We start from the raw sequence: 24706 nt of genomic DNA, 5'->3' as shown, positions 1-24706 counted from the left end.
GCTATCAAAAGTAATTTAGCTCTCTACTGTTATTCCTTATAATAAGGCCATGAAAAATACAGACTCTTTAAACTCACCTTGGCGTAAAGACTTTCCTGCCCTACAAAACTTTGCAAAACAAAATATGGTTTGGCTGGATAGTGCTGCTACCTCACAAAAACCTTACCCTGTTATAGAAACTATTACAGACTACTATCAACAGGGATCAGCCAATATTCATCGTGCTCAATATCCGTTAGCACAAAAAATCACTAATGATTTTGAACAGGTTCGGCATAAAGTAGCTCAATTAATAAATGCCCCCACAGATGAGCAAATTATTTTTACGCGTAGTACCACAGAAAGTATTAATCTATTAGCCTATGGTTTAGAAGCTAATCTGCCAAATACAGGCAATATCGTCATTAGTGGTTTAGAACATCATGCCAATCTTTTGCCTTGGCAACGATTAGCACAACGTAAAGGATTAGAACTGGTTATATTGCCATTTACAGCAGATGGTATTATTGATTTACCAGCAGCTCAAGTAATGATTAACAAGCGAACTAGATTGTTAGCGGTTAGCCAAATGTCCAATGTGTTTGGTACGTTACAGCCTATTAAACAACTTATCCAAATAGCTAAGCAACAAGGTGCTATTACTGTTATAGATGGTGCGCAAGGTATTGTACATCAGCCTACCGATGTACAGACATTAGACTGTGACTTTTACGCTTTTTCAGGCCATAAATTCTATGCCCCTGAAGGAGTAGGCATACTTTATGGTAAAACTGAACAACTTGCCAAGTTACAACACTGGCAACTAGGTGGAGAAATGGTACAAACTGCTACCTATCACTCCGCTAATTTCTATCCTGCTCCTTTAGGCTTTGAAGCAGGTACTGCTGCTATTGGCTCAGTATTAGGGTTAGGTGCTGCTATTGATTATCTAAATGCTCAAGATAGAGCGGCTATAGCAAATCATGAAAAAACACTTTTAACCTATCTTATGCGTGAGTTAACTCAACGAGAAGGTGTATGTATTTTAGGCCAACCTGACCAATCACTTATCAGCTTCTATATAAAAGGCATTCATCCAGCAGATTTAAGCCAACTATTAACTGAACAGAATATTGCTATTCGAGCTGGACAACATTGTTGTATGCCTCTTTATAACTCTTTAGGCTTGAGTGGCTCGATTAGGATTTCTTTAGCACTTTATAACAATCAACATGATCTTCAACAGTTTCTTTCTGCATTAGATAAAGCAATTGAGTTATTAGCATGAAGCTTTCAAAAACAGCCCAACAGATACTAGATTCTTTTACTGCTGCTAATGGTTGGGAACAAAAGATGCGTTTATTAATGCAAATAGGCGCAACATTAGAACCTTTACAAGAAAATGAAAAAACAGATAAAAACCAAGTGCAAGGTTGTGAAAGTCAAGTATGGTTAATTGCTGAACAACATAATCAATTATGGCAGTTTAAAGCTTACAGTGATGCACGACTAATCCGTGGCTTATTAGCGGTACTATTAGCCAGAGTAAACAACTTAACTACAGATGAAATTCAGCAAATTGATTTAGAAGATTGGTTTCAACAATTAGGATTAGCCAAACAATTATCAAGTTCTCGACGAGATGGTTTAAGAGCTATTTTTAAAAGCATAAAATCTATTCAATAAACATAAAAAAACGGTAACTGCCTAAGCAAGTTACCGTTTTCACTATGCAAAAATTAAATTATATATTTTGACGAATACCTGCCACTAACCAAGGCTTATTCTCACCTTCTTCACGTTCCATCCGCCAGCTTTCATTGAAAGCTTCACCTTGATCAAAACGAGATGTTTTAGCAACGCCCGTAAAAGTTAAAGTAGCTACTGTTTTTTCAGCATCATTATCTACCCCATCAAGTACTACTTCAAGATTATCAATATAAGTAGACTGGAAACCATCACCAGCTTCTGCACGCTCTTGTTTTAAGAAAGTTAATAATTCAGGTGTCACATATTCTGCAATTTTATCCATTTCATTAGCATCCCAATGCTCTTGTAATGCCATAAAATGCTCTTTAGCAGCCGCCACAAACGAATCAGCATTAAACCAAGTAGGTGCATTGATTACAGGTTCAACAACTGCTGTAGCTGGTCTTTGTGTACCGAATATTGGTGATTGATTATTATCCTGCCCTTGGAAAGTATTAACAGAATTATTAACAGCTTGTTGTTGTGGTTGCATACGACTTCTGATAAAACGAATAATAAAGAAGGCTAGTAAACCAATAACGATAATATCGAAGAAGTTGATACCGCTAAAACCACCCATAAATAATGAAGCTAACAAACCACCAGCCACAAAACCAGCTAAAGGTCCCATCCAACTTCTTCCAGGTGCTGCCTTCTGATTAGGATTAGCAGCAGGTTTATTAGGTGTTGCTTGACGAGTTTGTTGATGAGAAGGAGCTTTACCAAATGAGCGGCCACCACCAAAGCGTCTTGCTTCAGCATCAAAACTCATTAAAACCATGGATAAACTAAGACAAATGATTGCAAAAAAACTAAAAATACGCTGCATTGTGACAAAATCCCCTGCAATAACTGATAAACTTTTTATACTATATGGTGACATATTATTAATATTTCATTACCAATAGTGATTAATTTTGTTTCTTTTCTTTGCAAAAGTCTATCACAGTAGCTAAAGACTATATAGTCTTTAAATAGGAGAAAATATGGAACCAAGGATTAGCATTATTACATTAGGTGTCCAAAGTTTAACTGAGTCTTATAATTTTTATCATCATGGCTTAGGATTTGAAACCAGCGGCACCCCAAAAGATGGTATTTTATTTTTTAAAACAACGGGTTGCTGTTTAGCTTTATATCCCTATCAACAACTAGCTGAAGATGCTTTATTAGAAGCATCAACCAAACCTAGTTTTTCAGGAATCACCTTAGCTCACAACACTCATTCTGAAGAGCAAGTGGAACAAATACTAAAACAAGCTGAGCTGGCTGGTGCTAAAATTATAAAACCAGCCCAAACCACTTCTTGGGGTGGTTACCATGGCTACTTTACAGATTTAGATGGTTATTTATGGGAAATTGCTTATGGCGCAATGTGGCAATTTAATCCTGATGGTAGTTTATTAATTAAATAACACTGTACGCTATTTACTTTTAGTTTTTTTATTAGCCTCATTACCTTGTGGCTTAAATGCTTTGCCACAAGGAGGACAAATAATATCCTCATTCTTTTTATAAGTTTCTTCAGTCACTTGAAAAATCTTGCCACAGGCAGGACATTTAATATCTATTTCTTTGTTCATAACTCACTCCTTAAAGTTAAACCATTAACAGAGAATTAGCGTAGCATTAACAACAAATTAATAATGTTATATGAAAGTCGAGAAAGGACTATAACTTTGGTCATATCCCCCTAGAAATACTTTATTTCTTAACTCACATTTTAAAATAGAAAATAACTAGCCAAGCTAAGGTGAGACAGGTATATTTTATAATTTGAATCTTTAGTAATTAGCGAGTAAGCATTTTTGTATAAAGTAATACTGTTGTTATTAAGTATCATAATAACAAATCAAGTTTTAGCAGCCACCTATGAAAGCCATGGTTATGCACAATTTGGTCAACTTAAATACCCTGCTAATTTTAAAAATTTTGCTTGGGTTAATCCTAAAGCACCTAAAGGCGGTACACTTAAAATAATGGCTACAGGTACTTTTGATACTTTAAACCCCTATTCAATAAAAGGTACTAGCCCAATTGCAACACCTAACTTTTTCCAATATGGTATTACTGAGCTTAATGAAACCTTAATGGTAGGTAGTGGTACTTATGATCCATCAGGAGATGAACCCGCCTCTAACTATGATTTAATTGCTAAAACGATTGAATATCCTGATGATCGTAGTTGGGTTATTTTTAATTTACGGCCTGAAGCTAAATTCCATGATGGCACCCCCATTACAGCCGAAGATGTTGCTTTTTCCTATCACACCCTATTAGAAAAAGGACATCCCCAATATCGAGCAATGCTACAAGATGTAGATAAAGTTCGTATTATGAGCCCCCACCGTATTAGTTTTGATTTAAAAACCGTCGGTAATTCACTCGTTATTTTACGCTTAGGCGAAATGCCTGTTATTTCAAAAAAATATTGGGCTGATAAAGATTTTACAGCAACCACTTTTACTCCTCCATTAAACAGTGGCCCTTATAAAATAGTGAGTGTTGAACCTGGTAGGCGTTTAGTTTTTGAGCGTGTAAAAAATTGGTGGGGAGAAAAATTAGCCGTCAATAAAGGAAAATATAATTTTAATCGTGTAGAGGTTGAATTTTACCGTGATTCAACCGTAGCTTTTGAAGCCTTTAAAGCGGGCGAGTTTGACATTTATATTGAAAACAAAGCTAAAAATTGGCTAACTGCTTACGATTTTCCAGCAGTTACGCGAGGCAACATTATCAAGAAAGAGATCAAAAACGAACTTCCTGCTCAATCTCAAGGTTTATTTTTTAATACTCGCCGCCCAATATTTCAGGATATCAAAGTAAGACAAGCACTAACTTTACTGTTTAATTTTGAGTGGTCAAATCGTACTTTATTTAATAATAGCTACTTACGTAGTGAAAGTTATTATCCTAATAGTGAATTTGCAGCTACAAGTATTCCTACAGGTAATGAGTTACTTCTGCTAGGTGCATGGCGTGATAAGTTACCTGAACAATTATTTACTACACCTTTTCAACTACCTAAGAACCAATTTGGCGGTTTGAGTAGAAATACACTTCGACAAGCTTTTGAATTACTAAAAGAAGCAGGTTGGCATGCTACTAGGGATGGTATGCGAAATAATAAAATGGAATTATTATCTTTTGAAATTTTATTAGTAAATCCTAGCTTAGAACGTATTTTGCTACCCTACCGCAACAATCTAGAGTTACTTGGCATCAATGCAACCATAAGAACAGTAGATCGTGCTCAATATAAACAACGGCTAGATAACTTTGATTATGATATGATTTTAATGACATTACCACAAAGTTTAAATCCTAACTTTGAACAATGGTTATACTTTCACTCCAGCCAAGCATGGGGTAAAAGTAGTAAAAACTATGCGGGTATTAATAATCCTGTAGTTGATGGTCTATTAGTGCAACTACTTGCCTCTCAAACAAGGGAAGCGCAAGTGGCTGCAACTAAAGCATTGGATAGAGTATTATTATGGAATTACTATATGATTCCTAATTGGTATATAGATAGTACTCGTATAGCTTATCGCAATAAACTTGGTGTGGTTAAATCTCCCCCCTATACAATGGGATTACGTGGTTGGTGGTTAAAAAAGTGAGTAGCACATGGTAATAATGACTAATAAAACCCTACCTTTATTATTTATTTTAATATTGAGCCTCATTTGCACTTTAACTCAAGCAAAACCTCAGCATGCCATGACCATGTATGATGAAGCTCCTAAATATCCTGCCGACTTTAAACATTTTGCCTATGCTAATCCTGATGCTCCTAAAGGCGGCACTCTAAGACTTGCTAGCTATGGTGGTTTTGACTCATTTAATAGCTTTATACCAAAAGGTAATCCAGCTACTTACACAGACTTACTTTACGATACGTTAACTATTCAATCTTATGACGAACCTAACACTATTTATGGTCTAGTTGCGGAAAAAATAGACAAAGCGCCAGACTCAAGTTGGGTACGTTTTTATTTACGAAAAGAAGCTAAATTTAATGATGGTCATCCTATAACAGCCGAAGATGTGGTCTTTACTTTTGATATTTTAAAAAAGGATGGTCGCCCTTTCTTTCGCCAATACTATGCTGATGTGAGTAAAGTAATAGTAGAAAATAAACATCAAGTGCTATTTCGGTTTAAGGTTAAAAATAATCGTGAATTACCAATGATTATAGGGCAACTTCCCATACTACCCAAGCACTGGTGGCAAGATAAAGATTTTACTGTAACAAACCTTATTCCACCATTAGGCAGTGGTCCTTATAAAATAGGAAAAGTAAAAGCTAATGCCAGTATTGAGTATGAACGGGTAGATGATTGGTGGGCGAAAGATTTACCTGTTGTTAAAGGTTTTTATAACTTTGATAAAATAATTATAGATTACTACCGTGATATGTCAGTTGCTCTAGAAGCATTCAAGGCTGCTCAGTTTGATTTTAGCTTAGAGTACTCTGCCAAAAGTTGGGCAACCGGATATGAAGGTACTGCCCTAAAAGAAGGAAAGCTGATCAAAAAAGAGCTAACCAATCATAACCCTGCCAATATTCAAGTACTTGCTTTTAATCTTCGTCGCCCCATTTTTCAAGATAAAAAAGTGAGACAAGCTATTAGTCTATTGTTTGATTTTGAATGGTCAAATCGTCAACTTTTCTATAATAGTTATAAACGAGTAAGTAGCTATTTTGAAAACTCCGAAATGGCAGCTCATGAGTTACCTACAGAAAAAGAGCTAGCCATTTTAGAACCTTTCAAAGGGCAAGTACCTGATGAAGTGTTTACTACTGTATTTACTGCTCCCCAGTCAGATGGCTCAGGCATTATTCGAGAACAACAACGTAAGGCTTACCAATTATTACAAGAAGCTGGCTATGAAATTAAAAATGGCAAAATGGTTGATAAAGAAGGTAAACAATTAAAATTCGAATTCTTAATGCACCAAGCAAATCTTGAACGTGTTCTTTTACCCTTTAAGAATAACCTTGCTGAAATAGGCATCGATATGGAAATCCGCCGTGTGGATACTTCACAATTTATCAATCGCCTTCGCTCCCATGATTTTGATATGCTTTCTTATATTTGGGGGCAAAGTAACTCACCCGGTAATGAGCAGCGTAACTATTGGTCATCTTCTAGTGCTGATGTAGTGGGCAGCCAAAATATTCTTGGCTTAAAAGATACTGTTGTAGATAAATTAGTTGAACAGCTAATTCAAGCTGACTCTAGAGAAAGTTTAATTCTCCACGCAAGGGCTTTAGATCGTGTTTTACAATGGGGCTATTACGTAGTATGGAATTACTACACTGATAAATGGCGTATTGCTTATTGGAATAAATTTGGTCAACCTGATATAGCGCCTGACTATGATTATGGTCTGTTTACTTGGTGGGCTTTAGATACTGAGCCCAAAGAAGATAACACCATGCTACAAAATCCCACAACACAACCTGCTTCTAAAACAGAGCAGCCAACTATAGAACAGGTAGGCAAATAATAAATGTCTGATTATATTTTACGGCGTTTACTGCTCATTATTCCTACCTTATTCGGTATTTTGCTACTTAACTTTGTTATCATTCAAGCAGCCCCAGGAGGCCCTGTTGAACAAACTATTGCGCGTTTAGAAGGCTTAGATGCTGCAACAGGTGGTGCCACTGGTCGTATCACGGGTGGTGGTGGTGAAGTTTCAGTTGGTACAGGTTACCGAGGGGCACAAGGACTAGATCCTGATCTAATCAAAGAAATCGAAAAAATGTATGGTTTTGATAAACCAGCAGGTGAACGTTTTTGGATAATGGTAAAAAACTACGCCACCTTTGATTTAGGTAAAAGCTTTTATAGAGATACCAATGTTACTGACCTAATACTAGAAAAGATGCCTGTCTCTATTTCCCTAGGGTTATGGAGTACATTACTAATGTACTTGATCTCCATTCCTTTAGGTATCACCAAAGCCATACGCCACAACAGCAAATTTGATATTTGGACAAGTACCGTCGTTATTATTGGTTATGCCATTCCTGCTTTCTTATTTGCTATCTTATTAATTATTTTATTTGCTGGTGGTAGCTATTTTGACTGGTTCCCATTGAGAGGATTGGTATCCAATAACTTTGAATCATTGAGTTTCTGGGGAAAAATTACCGATTACTTTTGGCATTTAGCATTGCCCATTACCGCCTTAGTAATAGGCAATTTTGCTACCCTTACCTTTTTAACTAAAAATAGTTTCTTAGATGAAATCAGCAAACAATATGTAGTTACTGCACGTGCCAAAGGTTTGACTGAACGACAAGTTTTATATGGACATGTCTTTAGAAATGCCATGTTAATTGTTATCGCTGGTTTTCCTGCTGCTTTTATGGCTATGTTTTTTACAGGCTCACTGCTAATTGAAGTTATTTTCTCTTTAGATGGTTTAGGGCTGCTTAGTTTTGAATCAGCTATTAGCCGTGATTACCCTGTAGTATTTGGTACTTTATTTATTTTTACCCTACTAGGGTTAGTCATGAAGTTAATTGGTGATCTTTGTTATTGCCTTGTTGATCCACGTATCGATTTTGCTAATAGGGAACATTGATATGGGATTAATGACTCGTCTATCGCCCCTAAATAAGCGACGCTTTGCTCAGTTCAAAGCTAACAAACGTGGCTGGTTTGCGTTATGGATATTTATTGCACTATTTGTACTCAGCCTTGGTTCAGAAATTATTGCCAACGATAAACCTCTAGTTTTTCGTTTTGATGGTAATTGGTATTTTCCTGCTTTTGTACGTTATAACGAAGAAGTTTTTGGTGGTGAAATGCCATTACCACTCGAAACTAATTATAAGGGACCTTATATTCAAGAGTTAATTAAAGAGAAAGGTGGCTGGATGATTTGGGCACCTATTCGCTTTAATTATCAAAGTATCGACTATGATATGAAAGTACCTGCTCCCGCCCCACCCTTTTGGAGTTATAAAACAGAATATTTTAAACGTTGTTCAAAAGCGCCTTTCCCTGCATTAAATAGTGCTACCAAGCCACCTGATATAGAACAATTGGCCGAAAAAGCTTCATTACCTGTTGAAACATACAAATTATATTGCATTGATATGCAAGGTAAACCGCCACCAATCCAATCTTGGCATTGGCTTGGAACAGATGACCAAGGTCGTGATGTATTAGCTCGAATTATTTATGGCTTCCGTATTTCTATACTATTTGCACTAACACTTACTATTATTAGTTCAATTATTGGTGTAGTTGCAGGAGCTATTCAAGGTTTCTATGGTGGCTGGATTGATTTAGTAGGTCAGCGTTTTATGGAAATTTGGTCAGGCCTGCCCATGCTTTATATGCTGATCATCCTAGCTAGTTTTGTACAACCTAATTTTTGGTGGTTATTAGGCATTATGTTGTTATTCTCGTGGATGGCATTGGTTGACGTGGTACGTGCCGAATTCTTACGCGGTCGCAACCTTGAATATGTGAGGGCTGCACGCGCCTTAGGTATGCGCAATAGCACCATTATGTTTAAACATATTCTGCCTAATGCCATGATCTCTACCATGACATTTTTACCCTTTATTTTAACAGGCGCTATCGGTACCCTTACTTCTTTAGATTTCTTAGGTTTTGGTTTACCCGCTGGGGCACCATCACTAGGTGAATTAGTAAGGCAAGGTAAAGAAAATTTACAGGCACCTTGGCTTGGTATAAGTGCCTTCTCTGTATTAGCTATTATGTTGTCATTACTAGTATTTATTGGTGAGGCAGCCCGTGATGCATTTGACCCAAGGAGATAATCATCATGGCTGATAATCTAATTGAAATTCGTAATCTATCAGTAGAGTTTACCTCTAACAATACTGCGCGTCGTGTTGTTGAAGATATTAGCTTTGATATTAAAAAAGGGCAAACAATCGCCTTGGTAGGCGAAAGTGGCTCTGGTAAATCCGTCACTGCCCACTCCATTTTAAGACTTTTGCCCTACCCAGCAGCAAGTAATCCAACTGGTACCATCACTTATGATGGTGCAGACTTATTAAAATTACCCCTTAGAAAAATGAGAGCTATTCGTGGCGATAGAATAGCTATGGTTTTCCAAGAGCCAATGACTTCACTAAATCCACTACACAAAATTAGCAAACAAATAGGTGAAGTATTAGCACTCCATATGGGTATGAGGGGAAAAACAGCAGAAGCACGAATTATTGAATTACTCACCTTAGTGGGTATTGAAAAACCTGAAACCAAACTTAATGCTTTCCCACATCAGCTTTCTGGAGGGCAGCGGCAACGGGTTATGATCGCAATGGCACTTGCCTGTGAACCTGAGTTGTTAATTGCTGACGAACCAACTACCGCACTTGATGTTACTGTTCAATTAAAAATTCTTGATCTACTAAAAGATTTACAAGCACGAATGGGCATGGCATTACTTATTATTAGCCATGACCTAAATATAGTAAGACGCATTGCTCACCATGTCTGTGTAATGAAAGAAGGTAAAATAGTAGAACAAAGCAACTGTGAACAACTATTTAAACACCCACAGCACCCTTATACACGCGAGCTGATCGCAGCAGAACCAACTGGTTACCCTTCATCTAAAAAGCTAGGTGCTGAGTTATTAAGGGTCGATGATTTAAAAGTCTGGTTCCCTTTACCTAAAAGATTACTAAGCCGCCAACAAGAATATTTTCGAGCTGTAGATGGTATAGATATTACCCTACGCCAAGGTGAAACATTAGGCATAGTGGGTGAAAGTGGTTCAGGTAAATCAACATTAGGTTTAGCTGTATTAAAACTATTGAAGAGTCAGGGTAAAATTAATTTCCAAGGGCTTGAAATCGACCAATACAGCCAAAAGCAAATGCGCCCGATTCGTCGCCAAATGCAAGTGGTATTTCAAGATCCCTTTGGCAGCCTTAGTCCACGTATGTCCGTTGGACAAATTATTGGCGAAGGTTTAAAAATTCACAACATAGGTTCGCGAGAAGAACAAGAAACTGCTATTATTAGAGCATTAAATGAAGTGGGTTTGGATGAAGATTGTATTAATCGTTATCCTCATGAGTTCTCTGGAGGACAAAGGCAACGTATCGCCATTGCTAGAGCCTTAGCACTTAAACCATCACTTATTTTATTAGATGAACCCACTTCGGCATTAGATCGTACAGTACAAAAGCAGGTTGTAGAACTTCTTAAATCACTTCAAGAGAAGTATAATCTTGCTTATTTATTTATTAGCCATGACTTAGCTGTAGTCAAGGCGCTCAGTCATCAACTGATGGTGATTAAATCAGGGCATGTTGTGGAGAAGGGGCCAGCCGAGCAGCTCTTTTCTTCTCCACAGCATCCCTATACTAAGCAATTATTGGAAGCTGCATTTTTGGCTCCAATTAATGACAATGAAACAGTTCCAAAAGAGGAATAAACTATGGGTTTTTTAACAGGTAAGCGTGCGTTAATTGTTGGTGTTGCAAGTAAATTATCAATCGCTTCTGGTATTGCCGCTGCTATGCATCGTGAAGGTGCAGAGCTAGCCTTCACTTATCAAAATGATAAATTGAAAGGTCGTGTAGAAGAATTTGCTGAAGGCTGGGGTTCTAACAAAGATTTATGTTTTCCATGTGATGTAGCGAGTGATGAACAAATTGAACAAGTATTTGTTGATCTAGGTAAAAAATGGGATGGTATTGATATTATTGTACACGCAGTAGGTTTTGCACCAGGCGATCAGTTAGACGGCGATTTCACCACTGTAACTAACCGTGAGGGCTTCAAAATTGCTCATGATATTAGCTCATACAGCTTTATCGCACTAGCGAAAGCAGGCCGTAAAATGTTAGAAGGCCGTAATGGTTCATTATTAACCCTTTCTTATTTAGGTGCTGAGCGCACCATGCCTAACTACAACGTAATGGGTATGGCAAAAGCTAGTCTTGAAGCAGGTGTGCGTTACCTAGCAGGTAGCCTTGGCCCAGAAGGAACTCGTGTTAATGCTATTTCTGCAGGTCCTATCCGTACTTTAGCTGCTTCAGGCATTAAAAGCTTCCGTAAAATGTTAGCTGCTAACGAACGTCAAACACCCCTTCGTCGCAATGTAACGATTGATGAAGTGGGTAATGCAGCAGCTTTCTTATGTTCAGATTTAGCCTCTGGTATCTCTGGCGAAATCCTTTATGTAGATGGCGGTTTCAACACTACTGCCATGGGTACATTAGAAGACTAATTCTATTCACCATCCAGCTTCTGCTGGATGGTATTACCTTATCTTATTTAACTTTAGCTAGGGAAACACCTAAAGATGCCGTCATACCAGCAGCCTTTTCTTGTTAGCTCCCTATTAATTGCTCTTGTTAGCCTAAATGCAAATGCCCTTCCTTTTAGTATAGGTCCTGTAGAAGGACAGTTTGAAACAGAACTCTCTATTAAAAATAGCTGGTCAACCGCCAAACCAGACCATAACTTTATTGGTCGTAATAATGGTGGCAGAGGTTTAGCTACGACCAATGATAACAACCGATTAAATTTTAAAAAAGGCGATAGCTTTTCCCGTTTATTTAAGGGCAAACACAGTATGCATCTTAAATATGATAATTATGGTTTACTTATTAGTGGTCAATACTGGTATGACTTTGTAGAAAAAAACCAACGACAACCTTTTGCCAATATTAGTGATCATGGTCGTTATATTAGTTCACGATCTTCAGGTGCAGAATTACAACAAGCTTTTGTTTATCATCACTACCAATTAGCTGATAAACAAGGTAGCGTTCGTTTAGGTCGACAACTACTTAATTGGGGAGAGGAACGCTTTATTACAGGTGGTATCAATGTTATTAATCCTATTGATAGCCGAGAGGGTTGGCGTGCTGATATGAATACCCGTGCTGAACGCACACCTGTAAGTTTACTGTCTTTTTCCCAACAACTAACCCAAAACCTTTCTACTGAATTCTTTTACCAACTGGATTGGCGTCCTGCTGCTTCTGAAAATTGTAATTCTTTTTTTGCCACTAATGATTATACAACCCATGGCTGTACCGATAACCTACGTGTACTTCGCTCTACTAATCAATTATCTAGCGCAGATTTAACCAGCCTTACAGGTGTTAATGTAAATCAGGAAGGCATTTTATTACGACATGACAAAGATAAGCGCGCAAAAACTTCTGGACAATTTGGTATCGCTATAAATTATTATGCTGAGCCACTTGCTACTGATTTAGGCTTTTATTTTATTAACTATCATAGCCGCACAGGCTTTATTAATGGTCGCTCAGCTAACCAAGCAGCTATTAATCAAGCTACTGGCTTAGGTCAACTTGCTCCAGAATGGTTAGCTGGACACTCAAGTTACTTTATTGATTATCCTGAAAATATTCATCTGTATGGGATTAGCTTTGCAAAAGATATTAGTGCCGACTTAATTTGGCGTGGTGAGTTAAGTTATCGTCCCAATATGCCCATACAGATCAGCCCTGTTGAGCTATTTAAAAATACCATTGGTGAAACAAATACCTTAACAGCTAATCAAAAAATAAAAGGCTATGACCGTAAACGAGTTAGCCAATTACAAACTAGTTTAACCAAAACAGCTAATGAGGTAATGGGTGCCAAAGAATTTAATTTAACTTCTGCGCTAGGTATGACTTATATTGCGGGTTTAGGTAAGCAAACCCTATATGGCCGAGAAGCTGTATTTGGTAGTAGTTATAATTGTTCCATTGACACGCGTTATTGTGAAAAAGATGGATTCACTACTCGTTTTGCTTGGGGTTATCGAATACAAGGTGAATGGCAATACCAAGATATTTTATTACCCCGCTTAACGCTAAAACCTAGCATCAGCTGGTTACACGATGTACAAGGCTACTCGCCAAGCAATGAAGCCACCTTTGTAGAGGGTCGTAAAGCTATTAGTGTAGGCGTAACAGCTGAATATCTAAAAACCTATTATATCGGCTTAAACTATACTAACTTCTTTGGTGGCCGTTACAATACATGGTCAGATCGAGATTTCGCTAGTTTAGAAATGGGTTTAAAATTCTAAATCAAACTTTTCCACTAAAGTATCCTCTAACCCTCTATTACTCTTTTAAAAAATCACTAAAATATGGCTTTTTATCTACCATAGAGAATCAATCATGCCCGTTTGGTTAATTACAGCAATCATGCTGACTGTATCCAATTTATTTATGACTTTTGCTTGGTATGGTCATTTACGTAGTATGCAAAGTAAACCTTGGATTATTGCAGCTTTAGTAAGCTGGGTAATCGCTCTAGGGGAATACTTAATTCAAGTACCCGCTAATCGAATTGGTTATACCCAACTTTCTTTAGGGCAATTAAAAATTATGCAAGAGGTGATAACACTAGCAGTATTTGTTCCTTTTAGCATTTATGTGATGAACCAACCATTAAAACTCGATTACCTATGGGCAGGCCTCTGTATGATGGGCGCTGTATTTTTTATTTTTCGTAGTTGATCTTATATAACAATAATGGCAATTATATGAAACTGTTATTGATTAAGTTTACTGATATAATTAATCAATTAATATTCAAGGTAACATAATGCAATTAGGACTAGATTTTAATTTAGTGGAAGATTTAATCGCAGGTGTTGATGAGGTGGGAAGAGGTCCTTTATGTGGCCCTGTCGTTACAGCTGCTGTTATTCTTGATCCTACAAAGCCCATTACTGGCTTAAACGACTCTAAAAAGCTTTCAGAAAAAAAACGTGAATCTTTATTTGAAGAAATTAAAGAAAAAGCATTAGCGTGGTCTATTGCTCGAGCAGAAGTGGCAGAAGTGGATGAACTGAATATTTTACACGCAACTATGTTAGCTATGAAACGTGCAGTAGAAAGTTTAGAAATTACTCCCAAATTGGCCTTAATTGATGGTAATAGATGTCCTCAATTAAATATACCTTGTTCCGCAGTTATTAAAGGTGATGCAACCGTACCTGCTATTGCGGCTGCTTCCATTCTAGCCAAAGTAAGCCGTGATAGGGAAATGGTAGAACTTGATAAACAATATCCAGGCTATGGTATAGCTGGCCATAAAGGTTATCCAACAGCCACTCATTTAGCTGCTCTAAAACAACTAGGCCCTACTATTATTCATCGCCATTCATTTGCACCTGTACGAATGGCTGCTGAATTATTTAAAGAAAGAACTTCCTTATGACAGATCCACGTTTTGCAGGCATTGCACGCTTATATGGTGAACAAGGTTTAGCTCGCCTACAAAAGGCGCATATCGCTGTTGTGGGTATCGGTGGCGTAGGCTCTTGGGCAGCAGAAGCTCTAGCTAGAACTGGGGTGGCAGAACTAACTTTAATCGACTTGGACGATATTTGTATCTCCAATACTAATCGTCAACTGCATACTCTACAAACTAATATCGGCAAAGCCAAAGTAGAAATAATGGCGGAGCGTATTCAACAAATTAATCCAACTTGCAAAGTACACTCTGTTATCGATTTTGTTACTCGCGATACTATGGCAGAGATAATCCATAATGATTTAGATGGTGTTATTGATTGTATTGATAGTGTAACTTCCAAAGCAGCCTTAATTGCTTGGTGTAAACGTCGCAAAATCCAAATTATTACAACAGGTGGTGCAGGTGGACAAATAGATCCAACTCAAATCCAAATCACTGATTTAAATAAAACTTACAATGATCCTTTAGCTGCAAAAGTTCGCTCTTTATTACGCCGTGATTATGGTTTCTCTAAAACTGCGGGACGTCATTACAGTGTACCTTGTGTGTTTTCTACAGAACAATTACGTTACCCACAGGCAGATGGTAGCGTATGCCAAGCTAAAGGCTTTACTGGTGATGGAACTCGCTTAGATTGTTCAGGTGGTTTTGGTGCAGTGACTATGGTTACCGCTAGTTTTGGCATGGCGGCGGCAGCTAAGATGGTAGAAAAAATAGTTAATGGTTCTCGTCGCCCTAGCGAGCGACAAACACTTAAGAATTAATTAAGCTAAGCGTTGCTTCAGCAGCTTTCTCAGAAGCATTTTGCCGCAAGGCTAAATGAATAGCTTTAAAACTATCTGTTTGCTCTTTAGTTTTACCTTCTAATAATAGCTGCAATTCAGCAAACAACTGATCAGGTTCGGCTTTATCTTGAATCATCTCTGGCACTAATAATCGTCCTGCCAAAATATTAGGCAAAGAAACATAAGGAGTTTTTACCAAACGTTTAGCAATCCAGTACGTTAGAGAGGCCAATTTATAAGCTACCACCATTGGTCGCTCATAAAGTAATGCTTCTAATGTCGCTGTCCCTGAAGCAATTAATACCACATCACATGCAGCTAAAGCCTCATGAGAATGGCCATCTAATAAGGTAACAGGTAACTTATGAGATACTAATAATTCCTCTATCTGCTCTTTACGTTGCTGATTTGCGCAAGGTATAACAAATTTTGTATTTGGATAATGTTCTAAAATAATATCAGCTGTTTTAAGAAATACAGGTGCTAACCGACTAACCTCTCCTCCTCGACTGCCTGGCATTAATGCAACTACCCTATTATCTTGAAGAATACCTAATTTTGCCTTAGCTGCAACTCTATCAACTTCTAAAGGGATTATATTTGCTAATGGATGGCCTACAAAACAAACTGGCACATCATATTTTTCATAAAACTTAGCTTCAAAAGGAAATAATGTTAGTACTAAATCACATGCCTTTTTTATTTTAAAAACACGTTTTTGCTTCCAGGCCCATACAGAAGGGCTAACATAGTGAATAGTTTTAATACCAACTTCACGTAATTTTAATTCAATACCTAAATTAAAATCAGGCGCATCGATACCAATAAACACATCAGGCTTAGCCGCAATAATATCTTTAATTAATTTAGCACGACGTTTTATAAGTTCGGGTAAACGGCCTAAAACTTCTACCAACCCCATAATAGAAAGGCGTTCCATAGGAAACATGGAAACCAAACCCTCAGCTTCCATTTTAGGGCCACCAACACCAATAAATTGTATATTAGGATGTTGTTGTTTTAGAGAGGCCATTAGGCCAGCCCCTAAAATATCACCCGAAGCCTCTCCTGCCACTAGTGCAATGCAAAGAGGCTTAGTATTAGCGTGTAATTCCACGTTTGGAGTTGATGATTGAGTCACGGAATAAAGCGACCTCAGAATATTGACTAGCTAAGTCAGCTAATTCATTAATAGCTTGTTCTGTTGTTAATCCTTTACGGTAAACAATTTTGTAAGCTGTTCGCAAAGCATGAATAATATTATCAGCAAAACCTTTACGATGTAAGCCCTCAAAATTCATGCTACGTGCTTCAGCTGGATTACCCAATACCAAAACAAAAGCAGGCACATCCTTACTAATAAAAGAAGCCGCACCTAAGAAACTATAAGCACCTATATGGCAATTTTGATGCACTAAAGCATAACCACCCAATATTGCCCAATCACCTACATGACAATGACCTGCAACACCAGAATTATTAACCATAATTACATGATTACCAATTACTGAGTCATGTCCAATATGCACATAAGCCATAATTAAATTATGGTTACCAATAGTCGTTTCACTACGGTCTTGAATAGTACCACGGTGAATAGTGACACCTTCACGAATAATATTATGGTCACCAATTACTAAACGTGTAGGTTCACCTTTATATTTCATATCTGGAGTATCTTCACCTACTGATGAAAACTGATAAATATGATTATGACACCCTATCTTGGTAGGGCCTTTAATAATAACATGAGATTCTACTATTGTTCCTTCACCGATCTCTACATCAGGACCAATAATAGACCATGGGCCAACTTTAACGTTATCCGCTAATTTAGCCTTAGGATCTACAATAGCTCGTGAATCAATCAAACTCATAATTTGCGTTCCGCACAAATCACTTCAGAGGCTGCCACTTCTTTACCATCAACTAAAGCTTGGCATTCAAACTTCCAAATAGTACGTTTAGCACCTAAGAACTTAGCTCTTAATTCTAATTTATCACCTGGTAATACTGGCTGACGAATTCTTAACTTATCAGTACCCACAAAATAATATAGTGTGCCATCAGTAGGCTTCGCATTCATCATTTTAAAGCTTAAAATACCTGCTGCCTGAGCCATTGCTTCTAATACCAATACGCCTGGCATAATAGGATGGTTAGGAAAATGTCCCTCAAAAAACGGCTCATTAATAGTAACATTTTTATAAGCACGGATGGTTTTTACTTCACCCTCGATATCTAATTCTTCGACGCGGTCTACCAATAAAAATGGGTAACGTTGCGGTAAATGTTCAAAAATTTCTTTAATATCCATCTTCATCAATGCGGACCTATCTAATATAATTTAACCGAGCAGTATAGTATAAAAGCTATTTATGATGAACTTTTATTATTTGTACCTAATTCTGCTAATTTCTTTTCTAATTGATGTATTTTATGTGCCATTTCATCTAAGTTTCTAAAACGTGCAACACTTTTACGCCATTCTTTTGAAGTTTGTATAGAAGTACCTGATGAATAAGTACCAGGTTCAGAAATTGACTTTGTAACCATTGACATCCCTGTAAACATAACATTGTCACAAATCTCTAAGTGGCCTGCTATACCTGTATTACCACCAATAATACATCGTTTACCAATCTTAGTACTTCCTGAAATACCACTACTACCAGCCATAGCTGTGTGGTCTCCAATCTGTACATTATGGCCAATCATTATCATATTATCCAATTTTACATCATTGCCTAGAATAGTATCAGATAATGCGCCACGGTCTACTGCTGTATTAGCACCAATTTCAACATCATCGCCTAATGTAACACCACCAATTTGTGCTATTCTAAACCAATTTCCTTGCTCAATAGCAAAACCAAAACCTTCACCACCAAGCACAGCACCAGATTGAATGACTACTCTTTTACCAATTTTTACATCATGATATAAAGTAGCACGAGGTGCGATCCAACCATCTTCACCAATCAAACAACGCTCACCAATAAAGCTATGAGCACCTATCACCGTTCTAGCCCCAACAACTACATCAGCCTCAATAACGGCATAAGCACCAATACTAGCTGTTGGATCAATTTTTGCTGATTCTGCAATAATAGCTGTTGGATGAATACCAGGCTGACTTACAGGTTTTGTATCAAATAAATAAGAAACCTTAGCATAGGTTAGATAAGGATCATCTAATAAAATGGCATTACCAGTAAAAGCTTCTGCAAGATCTACTTTAAGTAAAACAGCACCAGCCTTCGTTTCAGTTAAAAATTTCTTATATTGCGCATTCGCTAAAAAACTTAAATCATTTTCTGTTGCTGTTTGCAAACTAGCCAAACCGCTAATCACATAGTTTGGATCACCTTTAACAGTTCCATTAAATTTTTCAGCTAATTCGGCAAGTGTATATTTAGGCATATTAATTCGTATTATTTCATTTTGTTTAAACGATCAATTACTTGTTTAGTAATATCATACTGAGGCTTTACATCTACTACTGCACCACTTTCTAATACTAAGTCAAAACCACCAGCTTTTAGTGCATCTTCAACTGCTTTATCTAATTTTGGCTTGATAATCTTAAGCATATCTTGATCTGCTTTCATTTTACTATCATTGAGCTCTTTAGACTGCATTTGAAAATCACGGGCTTTTTGATTGAGTTCAAGCTCCAAACGTTCACGTTCAGCCTGCTTCATTTTTGAGCCATTTTTAATTAAGTTGTCTTGTAATTTTTTAGCTTGCTCTTCTAATGATTTCAATTTAGTAATGCGTGGACCAAATCTTTTTTCAGAATCTACAGCATATTTTTTAGCAACATCAGACTCCAATAATGCCATCTGATAATTTAACACGGCTATTTTCATTTCAGCATAAGCTGGAGCACTAAATGCTAGAAAGGCAACTAACGCTAGCTTAGTAAGTTTATACATAAATTACGCTCCTAAAAACCTGTAATATTTTGCTTATAACCAATAAATTAAAAAGTTTGTCCCAATGAGAATTGGAAGATTTGAGTATCTGCATTATCTGGTTTCTTAATTGGCATAGCCAGACTAAAACTTAATGGACCAAAGGCTGTTACCCAAGTTACACCAACCCCTACTGAACTAGCTAAATCGCCAAAATTTGGATTCTTACAATTCTTAGTTGTTGATAATGGGCAATTGTTACTAAACACATTACCTGCATCCCAGAATAGGGCTGTTCTTATGGTTCTTTGATCATTTACAAAAGGTGTTGGCACTATTAACTCTACACCACCTGTAATAAGAATATTACCACCAAATGGGTCGTCATCATCATTCCAATCATCATAGCCTGAATTATAATATCTATAACTTGGTGTACTACGAGGACCTAGTGAACCATCTTTAAAACCACGTACAGAGTTATAACCACCTGCATAATAGTTTTCATAGAATGGCAACATATCAGTTGAACCATAACCATCTCCATAACCTAAATCAGTATGGAAACGTAAGATATAATTATCTGTAATTGGTTTAAAATATTGTGCACTATAATCTATTTTATAGAACGTTAAATCACTACCTGGAATAGCTATTTGTACAGAAGCCGTTTGAGAAGCTCCTCGAGTAGGTAGTAAACCTCTATTTAAAGTAGATTTGCCCCAACCTAAATTAAGTTTATAGTTAAGATAGTTAGAACCATAATCATCTATAAAACGATAAACCTCTTCAGCACTTGCATTACCTGATTTAACTTTATCATTTTGAATAGTTAAACCATAACTTACACTAGATGTTTCACTGATAGGATAACCAAAACTAAAACCAGCACCAAAACTATCCACAGAATAACTAGTATAGTCAACATCTAACTTATCATAATCTGTAGTTCTATAAAACACGTTGTAACCCAAACTAACACCATCTACCGTCCAGTAAGGATTTAAGTAGCTAAAGTTAATATTTGTTTGATAATCACTACGTGTCATACCAATACCAACTTTATTACCTGTTCCTAAGAAGTTATCTTGCTTAATGGAACCACCCAATACCAAACCTGAACTTTGCGCAAAACCAACAGAAGCAGAAATAGAACCTGATGGTTGTTCCTCAACTGTATAATTGACATCAACCTGATCATCTGTACCTGCTACAGGCGCTGTTTCTACTTTTACTTCTTTAAAATAACCTAATCGTTCTAAACGTGTTTTAGATTGATCAATCAAATAGGTAGAAGCCCAACCACCTTCCATTTGGCGCATTTCACGACGCAACACCACATCCTCTGTTTTAGTATTTCCACGGTAGTTAATACGATTAACATAAACGCGTTTACCTGGGTCTACAATAAAGGTAATAGACACTGTATGGTCTTCAGGATGTGTTTCTGGTATACCACGTACATCAGCAAATGCATAACCATCGTTACCCAAACGACGACTTACTAACTCTGAAGAGGTAACCATTAACTTACGAGAAAAGACTTGCCCATTTTGGACTAATAATAAAGAACGTAATGTGTCTTCAGGAAGTTTTAAATCACCCTCCATTTTCACATCACGAATTCGATATTTATCGCCTTCTTCAATATTAACCGTAATATAAACACTTTTCTTATCAGGTGTAATAGAAACTTGGGTAGAAGCAATATCCATATTTACATAACCACGATCCATATAGTAAGAGCGTAGTCTTTCCAAGTCGCCCGATAATTTTTCACGAGAGTATTTATCAGCACTGCTAAAAAAACGGTACCATTTCTTAGTTTTTAATTCAAATAGATTAATTAATGTTTCATCAGGAAAAACGGTATTACCTACCACATTAATATGTGAAATAGAGGCAACAACCCCTTCATTAATATTTATTTTTAAGCGAACACGATTTCTAGGTTCAGAAATAACTTCTGTTTCAATATTAGCGGAATAGCGGCCTTGTGCTACGTATTGACGAAGCAACTCATTACGTACTCTTTCTAGAGTAACTCGTTGGAAGATTTCCCCTTCAGCCAAACCTGCTTGGCGTAGACCTTTTAATAAGTCTTCTGTTTTAATAGCTTTATTACCAGAAATATCAATACTAGCAACAGAAGGTCTTTCAACTACTGTAACTAATAATACATTACCACTACGACTTAACCTAATATCTTGAAAGTAACCTGCCCTAAATAAAGCTTTAGATGCATCAGCAAGACTTGCTTCATCTACTTGGTCACCAATTCTAATGGGTAATGCTGCAAACACACTACCTGCAGAAACACGCTGTAAACCATTAATACGAATATCAGAAATAGTAAAGGACTCAGCATGAACCTCCATTGAGATAAAAGCTGCCAACACCAGCGGTAATAACAAATATTTCATGTTGCCCTTTTAATCCTGAATAATACCTGAACAATAAAAATGAACTTTAAACTTTGCATTATAACCAATTTAAATCATTCATAATAGCAAATAACATTACACCTATCATTAAAAATACACCTATCTGTAATGCCGCACCCTGAATTTCTTCTGATATAGGACGGCCACGGATCCACTCAATAATATAAAATAAGAGATGCCCACCATCAAGCACAGGGATAGGTAATAAATTAAGAATACCTAAACTAACACTGAACAAAGCTAAAAACTTTATAAAATAGATAAACCCCGAATCAAAGCTAGAACCTGCTACCTTAACAATCCCAATAGGGCCACTCAAGTTTTTTACTGACATTTCACCAGTAAACATTTTTTTAATAGACTCTAATGTTAAAAAGGTAAAAGCCCATGTTTGATCTAAAGATTTCACCATCCCATCAATAACACCATAATTAACGTGGCGCACCATTGAGTCAGGCCAAGTAATTTTACCCATTATTTCTATTCCCATATAACCAGCATCTGGCATATTAGGCATAGTTGTTAATGATACTTGTGCGGAATAATCCTGTCCATTACGTTCATAACCTATAACAACACGTTTATTTGGAAATTTTTTTATCTGTTCAGCTAATATTTGCCAATCTGTTATAGGCTCATTATTGAAACTTTTAATCAAGTCTCCTTTCTGTAAACCTGCCTGCTCTGCAGGGCCAGCTTTTACAACAGAGGCTAACATAGGTTCAATTACTGGTCGATAAGGTTCTATCCCTATTCCCTCTAAAGGGTTAGGTTTTTCTAAACCTCGTAGCCAATTATTAATGGCCAATTGATAAGTTCTTTCCTGCAAAGAAGAATCTTTAACTGTAATACTAATATTGCCAGACTCTCCTAAACGTTTAAAAAGCTGTATATTAATATCTTCCCATGTTGCAGTTGCTTTATTATCAACTGCAATTATTTCACTCATAGGCGTTAAACCAGCAGTAGCAGCTATACTTTCGGGAAAAACCTTACCCACTGTAGGTATAGGTACTTTTGCTCCAATTAATGCTAACACCCAAAATAACAGAAAAGCTAAGATAAAGTTAGCTAACGGACCGGCTGCCACTATAGCTATACGTTGACCAACCGATTTACGGTTAAACGTATAAGATAACTTCTCTGGAGGGATTTCTTGCTCTGTCTCTCGCTCATCTAGCATTTTCACATAGCCACCAAGCGGAATCATAGCAATAACATATTCTGTACCACGTCGATCACGCCAGCGTATTAGCGGCTTACCAAAACCAATAGAAAAACGTATTACTTCTACTCCACAGCGGCGGGCAACCCAAAAATGGCCGAATTCATGAATAGTGACTAATACGCCTAGGGCAATTAAGGCTCCTAATAACATTGACATCTAAAATGATTTTTCCTATTTTTATAACTCTTTCAAGTATTCATTTGCATAAAAACGAGCTTGATAATCTTCTTTACCAATAATCTCTAATGAATCTGCTACCACAACAGATTGCTTATTAAGTACATGATCCACTACTTGCACAATTTCTGTAAATTTTATCCGCTCTTGTAAAAATGCTGCAACGGCTATTTCATTTGCTGCATTTAAAATAGCAGGCGCTGTCCCTTGTGCGGTTATCGCTTGTTTAGCCAAACGCAAACAAGGAAAACGTTGTTCATCAGGCTCATAAAAATCTAACTGTGCTATCTTAAATAAATCTAATGGCGCAACTCCTGACTCAATTCGCTCAGGCCATGCTAAAGCTTGTGCAATGGGGGTACGCATATCTGGATTACCTAATTCTGCTAATACACTACCATCCAGATAATCTACCATAGAATGAATCACACTCTGCGGATGAATAACAACCTCTACTTGCTCTGGTTGAGCATTAAATAACCAACAGGCTTCAATAAATTCTAAACCTTTATTCATCATAGTGGCAGAATCAACAGAGATTTTTTTCCCCATTGACCAGTTCGGGTGATTACAAGCTTGTACTGGTGTTACACTTTCTAACTGCTCTATTGGTGTATTACGAAATGGTCCACCTGATGCAGTTAGTAAAATTCGCCTTACTCCAACTGTTGCCAAATCTCCCTTAAAAGAAAGGGGCATACATTGAAAAATAGCATTATGTTCGCTATCAATAGGCAATAAGGTAACATTATGCTCTTTAACTGCCTGCATAAATAAAGCACCAGACATTACTAAGGCTTCTTTATTTGCTAGTAGTATTTTTTTACCTGCCTTAACACCTGCTAAAGTAGGTAATAATCCAGCCGCTCCTATAATTGCTGCCATTACAGCATCTACTTCAGGGTGGCTTGCTATATCACATAATGCTTGCTGACCATATAATACTTCTGTACGAATCCCCTGTTCTATTAATCTTTGTTGTAAGCTTTTTCTATCTAATTCATCAGCCACTACAGCAAAAGCTGGCTGGAATTGTATACATAATTTTTCTAATTCATTTATTCTACTATGCGCTGTTAAAGCAAATGCTTGGTAACGGTCAGGATGTCTAGCAATAACATCTAAGGTGCTTTTACCTATAGAACCTGTCGCACCTAAAACACAAATATGTTGCATG

The 24706-nt window shown here is 37.1% G+C and carries 23 protein-coding genes; 13 read left to right on the top strand and 10 right to left on the bottom strand.

All coding sequences use genetic code 11. The features are described 5' to 3' along the window. Positions 1-49 precede the first annotated feature (49 nt). Together MTZ49_RS04455 and MTZ49_RS04450 are read left to right on the top strand one after the other, a co-directional pair. A complete protein-coding gene (locus MTZ49_RS04455; RefSeq protein WP_264747188.1) occupies positions 50-1267 on the top strand; it encodes an aminotransferase class V-fold PLP-dependent enzyme in 1218 nt (405 codons plus the stop codon). Continuing rightward, positions 1264-1665 (top strand): SufE family protein, encoded by a 402-nt coding sequence (locus tag MTZ49_RS04450; protein WP_264747187.1) that lies wholly within the window; start codon positions 1264-1266, stop codon positions 1663-1665. The genes MTZ49_RS04455 and MTZ49_RS04450 overlap by 4 nt, the downstream gene beginning before the upstream one ends. Before the next feature lie 58 nt (positions 1666-1723). Here the strand turns inward: MTZ49_RS04450 and MTZ49_RS04445 are convergent, their stop codons facing one another. Continuing rightward, the gene (locus MTZ49_RS04445; protein WP_264747186.1) at positions 1724-2557 is read right to left on the bottom strand and encodes a Tim44 domain-containing protein; all 834 of its coding nucleotides are present in this window, start codon (positions 2555-2557) and stop codon (positions 1724-1726) included. 157 nt (positions 2558-2714) lie between these two features. Here MTZ49_RS04445 and MTZ49_RS04440 point away from each other — a divergent pair, with 157 nt between their 5' ends. Continuing rightward, positions 2715-3143 (top strand): VOC family protein, encoded by a 429-nt coding sequence (locus MTZ49_RS04440; RefSeq protein WP_264747185.1) that lies wholly within the window; start codon positions 2715-2717, stop codon positions 3141-3143. A gap of 9 nt (positions 3144-3152) precedes the next feature. Here the strand turns inward: MTZ49_RS04440 and MTZ49_RS04435 are convergent, their stop codons facing one another. After that, a complete protein-coding gene (locus MTZ49_RS04435) occupies positions 3153-3311 on the bottom strand; it encodes a hypothetical protein (protein ID WP_264747184.1) in 159 nt (52 codons plus the stop codon). 225 nt (positions 3312-3536) lie between these two features. Here MTZ49_RS04435 and MTZ49_RS04430 point away from each other — a divergent pair, with 225 nt between their 5' ends. The 10 genes from MTZ49_RS04430 (at position 3537) to tcdA (ending at position 15742) form a co-directional block, all read left to right on the top strand. Next, the gene (locus tag MTZ49_RS04430; RefSeq protein WP_264747183.1) at positions 3537-5351 is read left to right on the top strand and encodes an extracellular solute-binding protein; all 1815 of its coding nucleotides are present in this window, start codon (positions 3537-3539) and stop codon (positions 5349-5351) included. A gap of 16 nt (positions 5352-5367) precedes the next feature. Further along, a complete protein-coding gene (locus MTZ49_RS04425) occupies positions 5368-7245 on the top strand; it encodes an extracellular solute-binding protein (RefSeq protein ID WP_264747182.1) in 1878 nt (625 codons plus the stop codon). A 3-nt stretch (positions 7246-7248) separates the two neighbouring features. Then, positions 7249-8331 carry a microcin C ABC transporter permease YejB gene (locus tag MTZ49_RS04420; protein ID WP_264747181.1) on the top strand — a complete coding sequence of 361 codons (1083 nt, stop codon included), beginning with the start codon at positions 7249-7251 and terminating at the stop codon, positions 8329-8331. Between the two features lie 10 nt (positions 8332-8341). Beyond that, positions 8342-9541 carry an ABC transporter permease gene (locus MTZ49_RS04415; RefSeq protein ID WP_264747830.1) on the top strand — a complete coding sequence of 400 codons (1200 nt, stop codon included), beginning with the start codon at positions 8342-8344 and terminating at the stop codon, positions 9539-9541. A gap of 5 nt (positions 9542-9546) precedes the next feature. Beyond that, complete coding sequence (locus tag MTZ49_RS04410; protein WP_264747180.1) at positions 9547-11175, top strand: ABC transporter ATP-binding protein; 1629 nt, start codon at positions 9547-9549, stop codon at positions 11173-11175. Positions 11176-11178: 3 nt separating this feature from the next. Continuing rightward, a complete protein-coding gene (gene fabI / locus MTZ49_RS04405) occupies positions 11179-11973 on the top strand; it encodes an enoyl-ACP reductase FabI (protein WP_264747179.1) in 795 nt (264 codons plus the stop codon). 75 nt (positions 11974-12048) lie between these two features. Beyond that, a complete protein-coding gene (locus MTZ49_RS04400) occupies positions 12049-13797 on the top strand; it encodes a DUF1302 domain-containing protein (protein WP_264747178.1) in 1749 nt (582 codons plus the stop codon). 94 nt (positions 13798-13891) lie between these two features. Further along, positions 13892-14233, top strand: a complete 342-nt coding sequence (locus MTZ49_RS04395; RefSeq protein ID WP_264747177.1) for a DMT family protein — start codon at positions 13892-13894, stop codon at positions 14231-14233. Positions 14234-14321: 88 nt separating this feature from the next. Then, positions 14322-14939 carry a ribonuclease HII gene (gene rnhB / locus MTZ49_RS04390; RefSeq protein WP_264747176.1) on the top strand — a complete coding sequence of 206 codons (618 nt, stop codon included), beginning with the start codon at positions 14322-14324 and terminating at the stop codon, positions 14937-14939. Next, positions 14936-15742 carry a tRNA cyclic N6-threonylcarbamoyladenosine(37) synthase TcdA gene (gene tcdA, locus MTZ49_RS04385; protein WP_264747175.1) on the top strand — a complete coding sequence of 269 codons (807 nt, stop codon included), beginning with the start codon at positions 14936-14938 and terminating at the stop codon, positions 15740-15742. The genes rnhB and tcdA overlap by 4 nt, the downstream gene beginning before the upstream one ends. Here tcdA and lpxB read toward each other — a convergent pair. Genes lpxB through ispC form a run of 8 tightly spaced genes read right to left on the bottom strand, consistent with a single transcriptional unit; the run spans position 15732 to position 24705 of the window. After that, on the bottom strand, positions 15732-16904 hold the full coding sequence (gene lpxB / locus MTZ49_RS04380; protein ID WP_264747174.1) for a lipid-A-disaccharide synthase: 1173 nt from the start codon (positions 16902-16904) through the stop codon (positions 15732-15734). The genes tcdA and lpxB overlap by 11 nt on opposite strands. Next, entirely contained in the window at positions 16864-17640 is a 777-nt protein-coding gene (gene lpxA / locus MTZ49_RS04375; RefSeq protein ID WP_264747173.1) for an acyl-ACP--UDP-N-acetylglucosamine O-acyltransferase, read from the bottom strand. The genes lpxB and lpxA overlap by 41 nt, the downstream gene beginning before the upstream one ends. Further along, positions 17637-18080 carry a 3-hydroxyacyl-ACP dehydratase FabZ gene (gene fabZ / locus MTZ49_RS04370; RefSeq protein WP_264747829.1) on the bottom strand — a complete coding sequence of 148 codons (444 nt, stop codon included), beginning with the start codon at positions 18078-18080 and terminating at the stop codon, positions 17637-17639. Before fabZ ends, lpxA begins: the two co-directional genes overlap by 4 nt. Positions 18081-18139: 59 nt before the next feature. After that, entirely contained in the window at positions 18140-19186 is a 1047-nt protein-coding gene (gene lpxD / locus MTZ49_RS04365; RefSeq protein WP_264747172.1) for a UDP-3-O-(3-hydroxymyristoyl)glucosamine N-acyltransferase, read from the bottom strand. A gap of 11 nt (positions 19187-19197) precedes the next feature. Continuing rightward, positions 19198-19701 (bottom strand): OmpH family outer membrane protein, encoded by a 504-nt coding sequence (locus MTZ49_RS04360; RefSeq protein ID WP_264747171.1) that lies wholly within the window; start codon positions 19699-19701, stop codon positions 19198-19200. A gap of 47 nt (positions 19702-19748) precedes the next feature. Further along, the gene (bamA, locus tag MTZ49_RS04355; RefSeq protein WP_264747170.1) at positions 19749-22103 is read right to left on the bottom strand and encodes an outer membrane protein assembly factor BamA; all 2355 of its coding nucleotides are present in this window, start codon (positions 22101-22103) and stop codon (positions 19749-19751) included. A gap of 58 nt (positions 22104-22161) precedes the next feature. Then, positions 22162-23508 (bottom strand): RIP metalloprotease RseP, encoded by a 1347-nt coding sequence (gene rseP, locus MTZ49_RS04350; RefSeq protein ID WP_264747169.1) that lies wholly within the window; start codon positions 23506-23508, stop codon positions 22162-22164. Positions 23509-23529: 21 nt separating this feature from the next. Further along, complete coding sequence (ispC, locus tag MTZ49_RS04345) at positions 23530-24705, bottom strand: 1-deoxy-D-xylulose-5-phosphate reductoisomerase (RefSeq protein ID WP_264747168.1); 1176 nt, start codon at positions 24703-24705, stop codon at positions 23530-23532. Position 24706 lies beyond the last annotated feature (1 nt).

Origin of the sequence: Entomomonas sp. E2T0 (assembly GCF_025985425.1) — a bacterium.
Lineage (GTDB): Bacteria > Pseudomonadota > Gammaproteobacteria > Pseudomonadales > Pseudomonadaceae > Entomomonas.
Note: the sequence above shows the minus strand (reverse complement) of the source record. Positions and strands in the feature narration are given on the sequence as shown.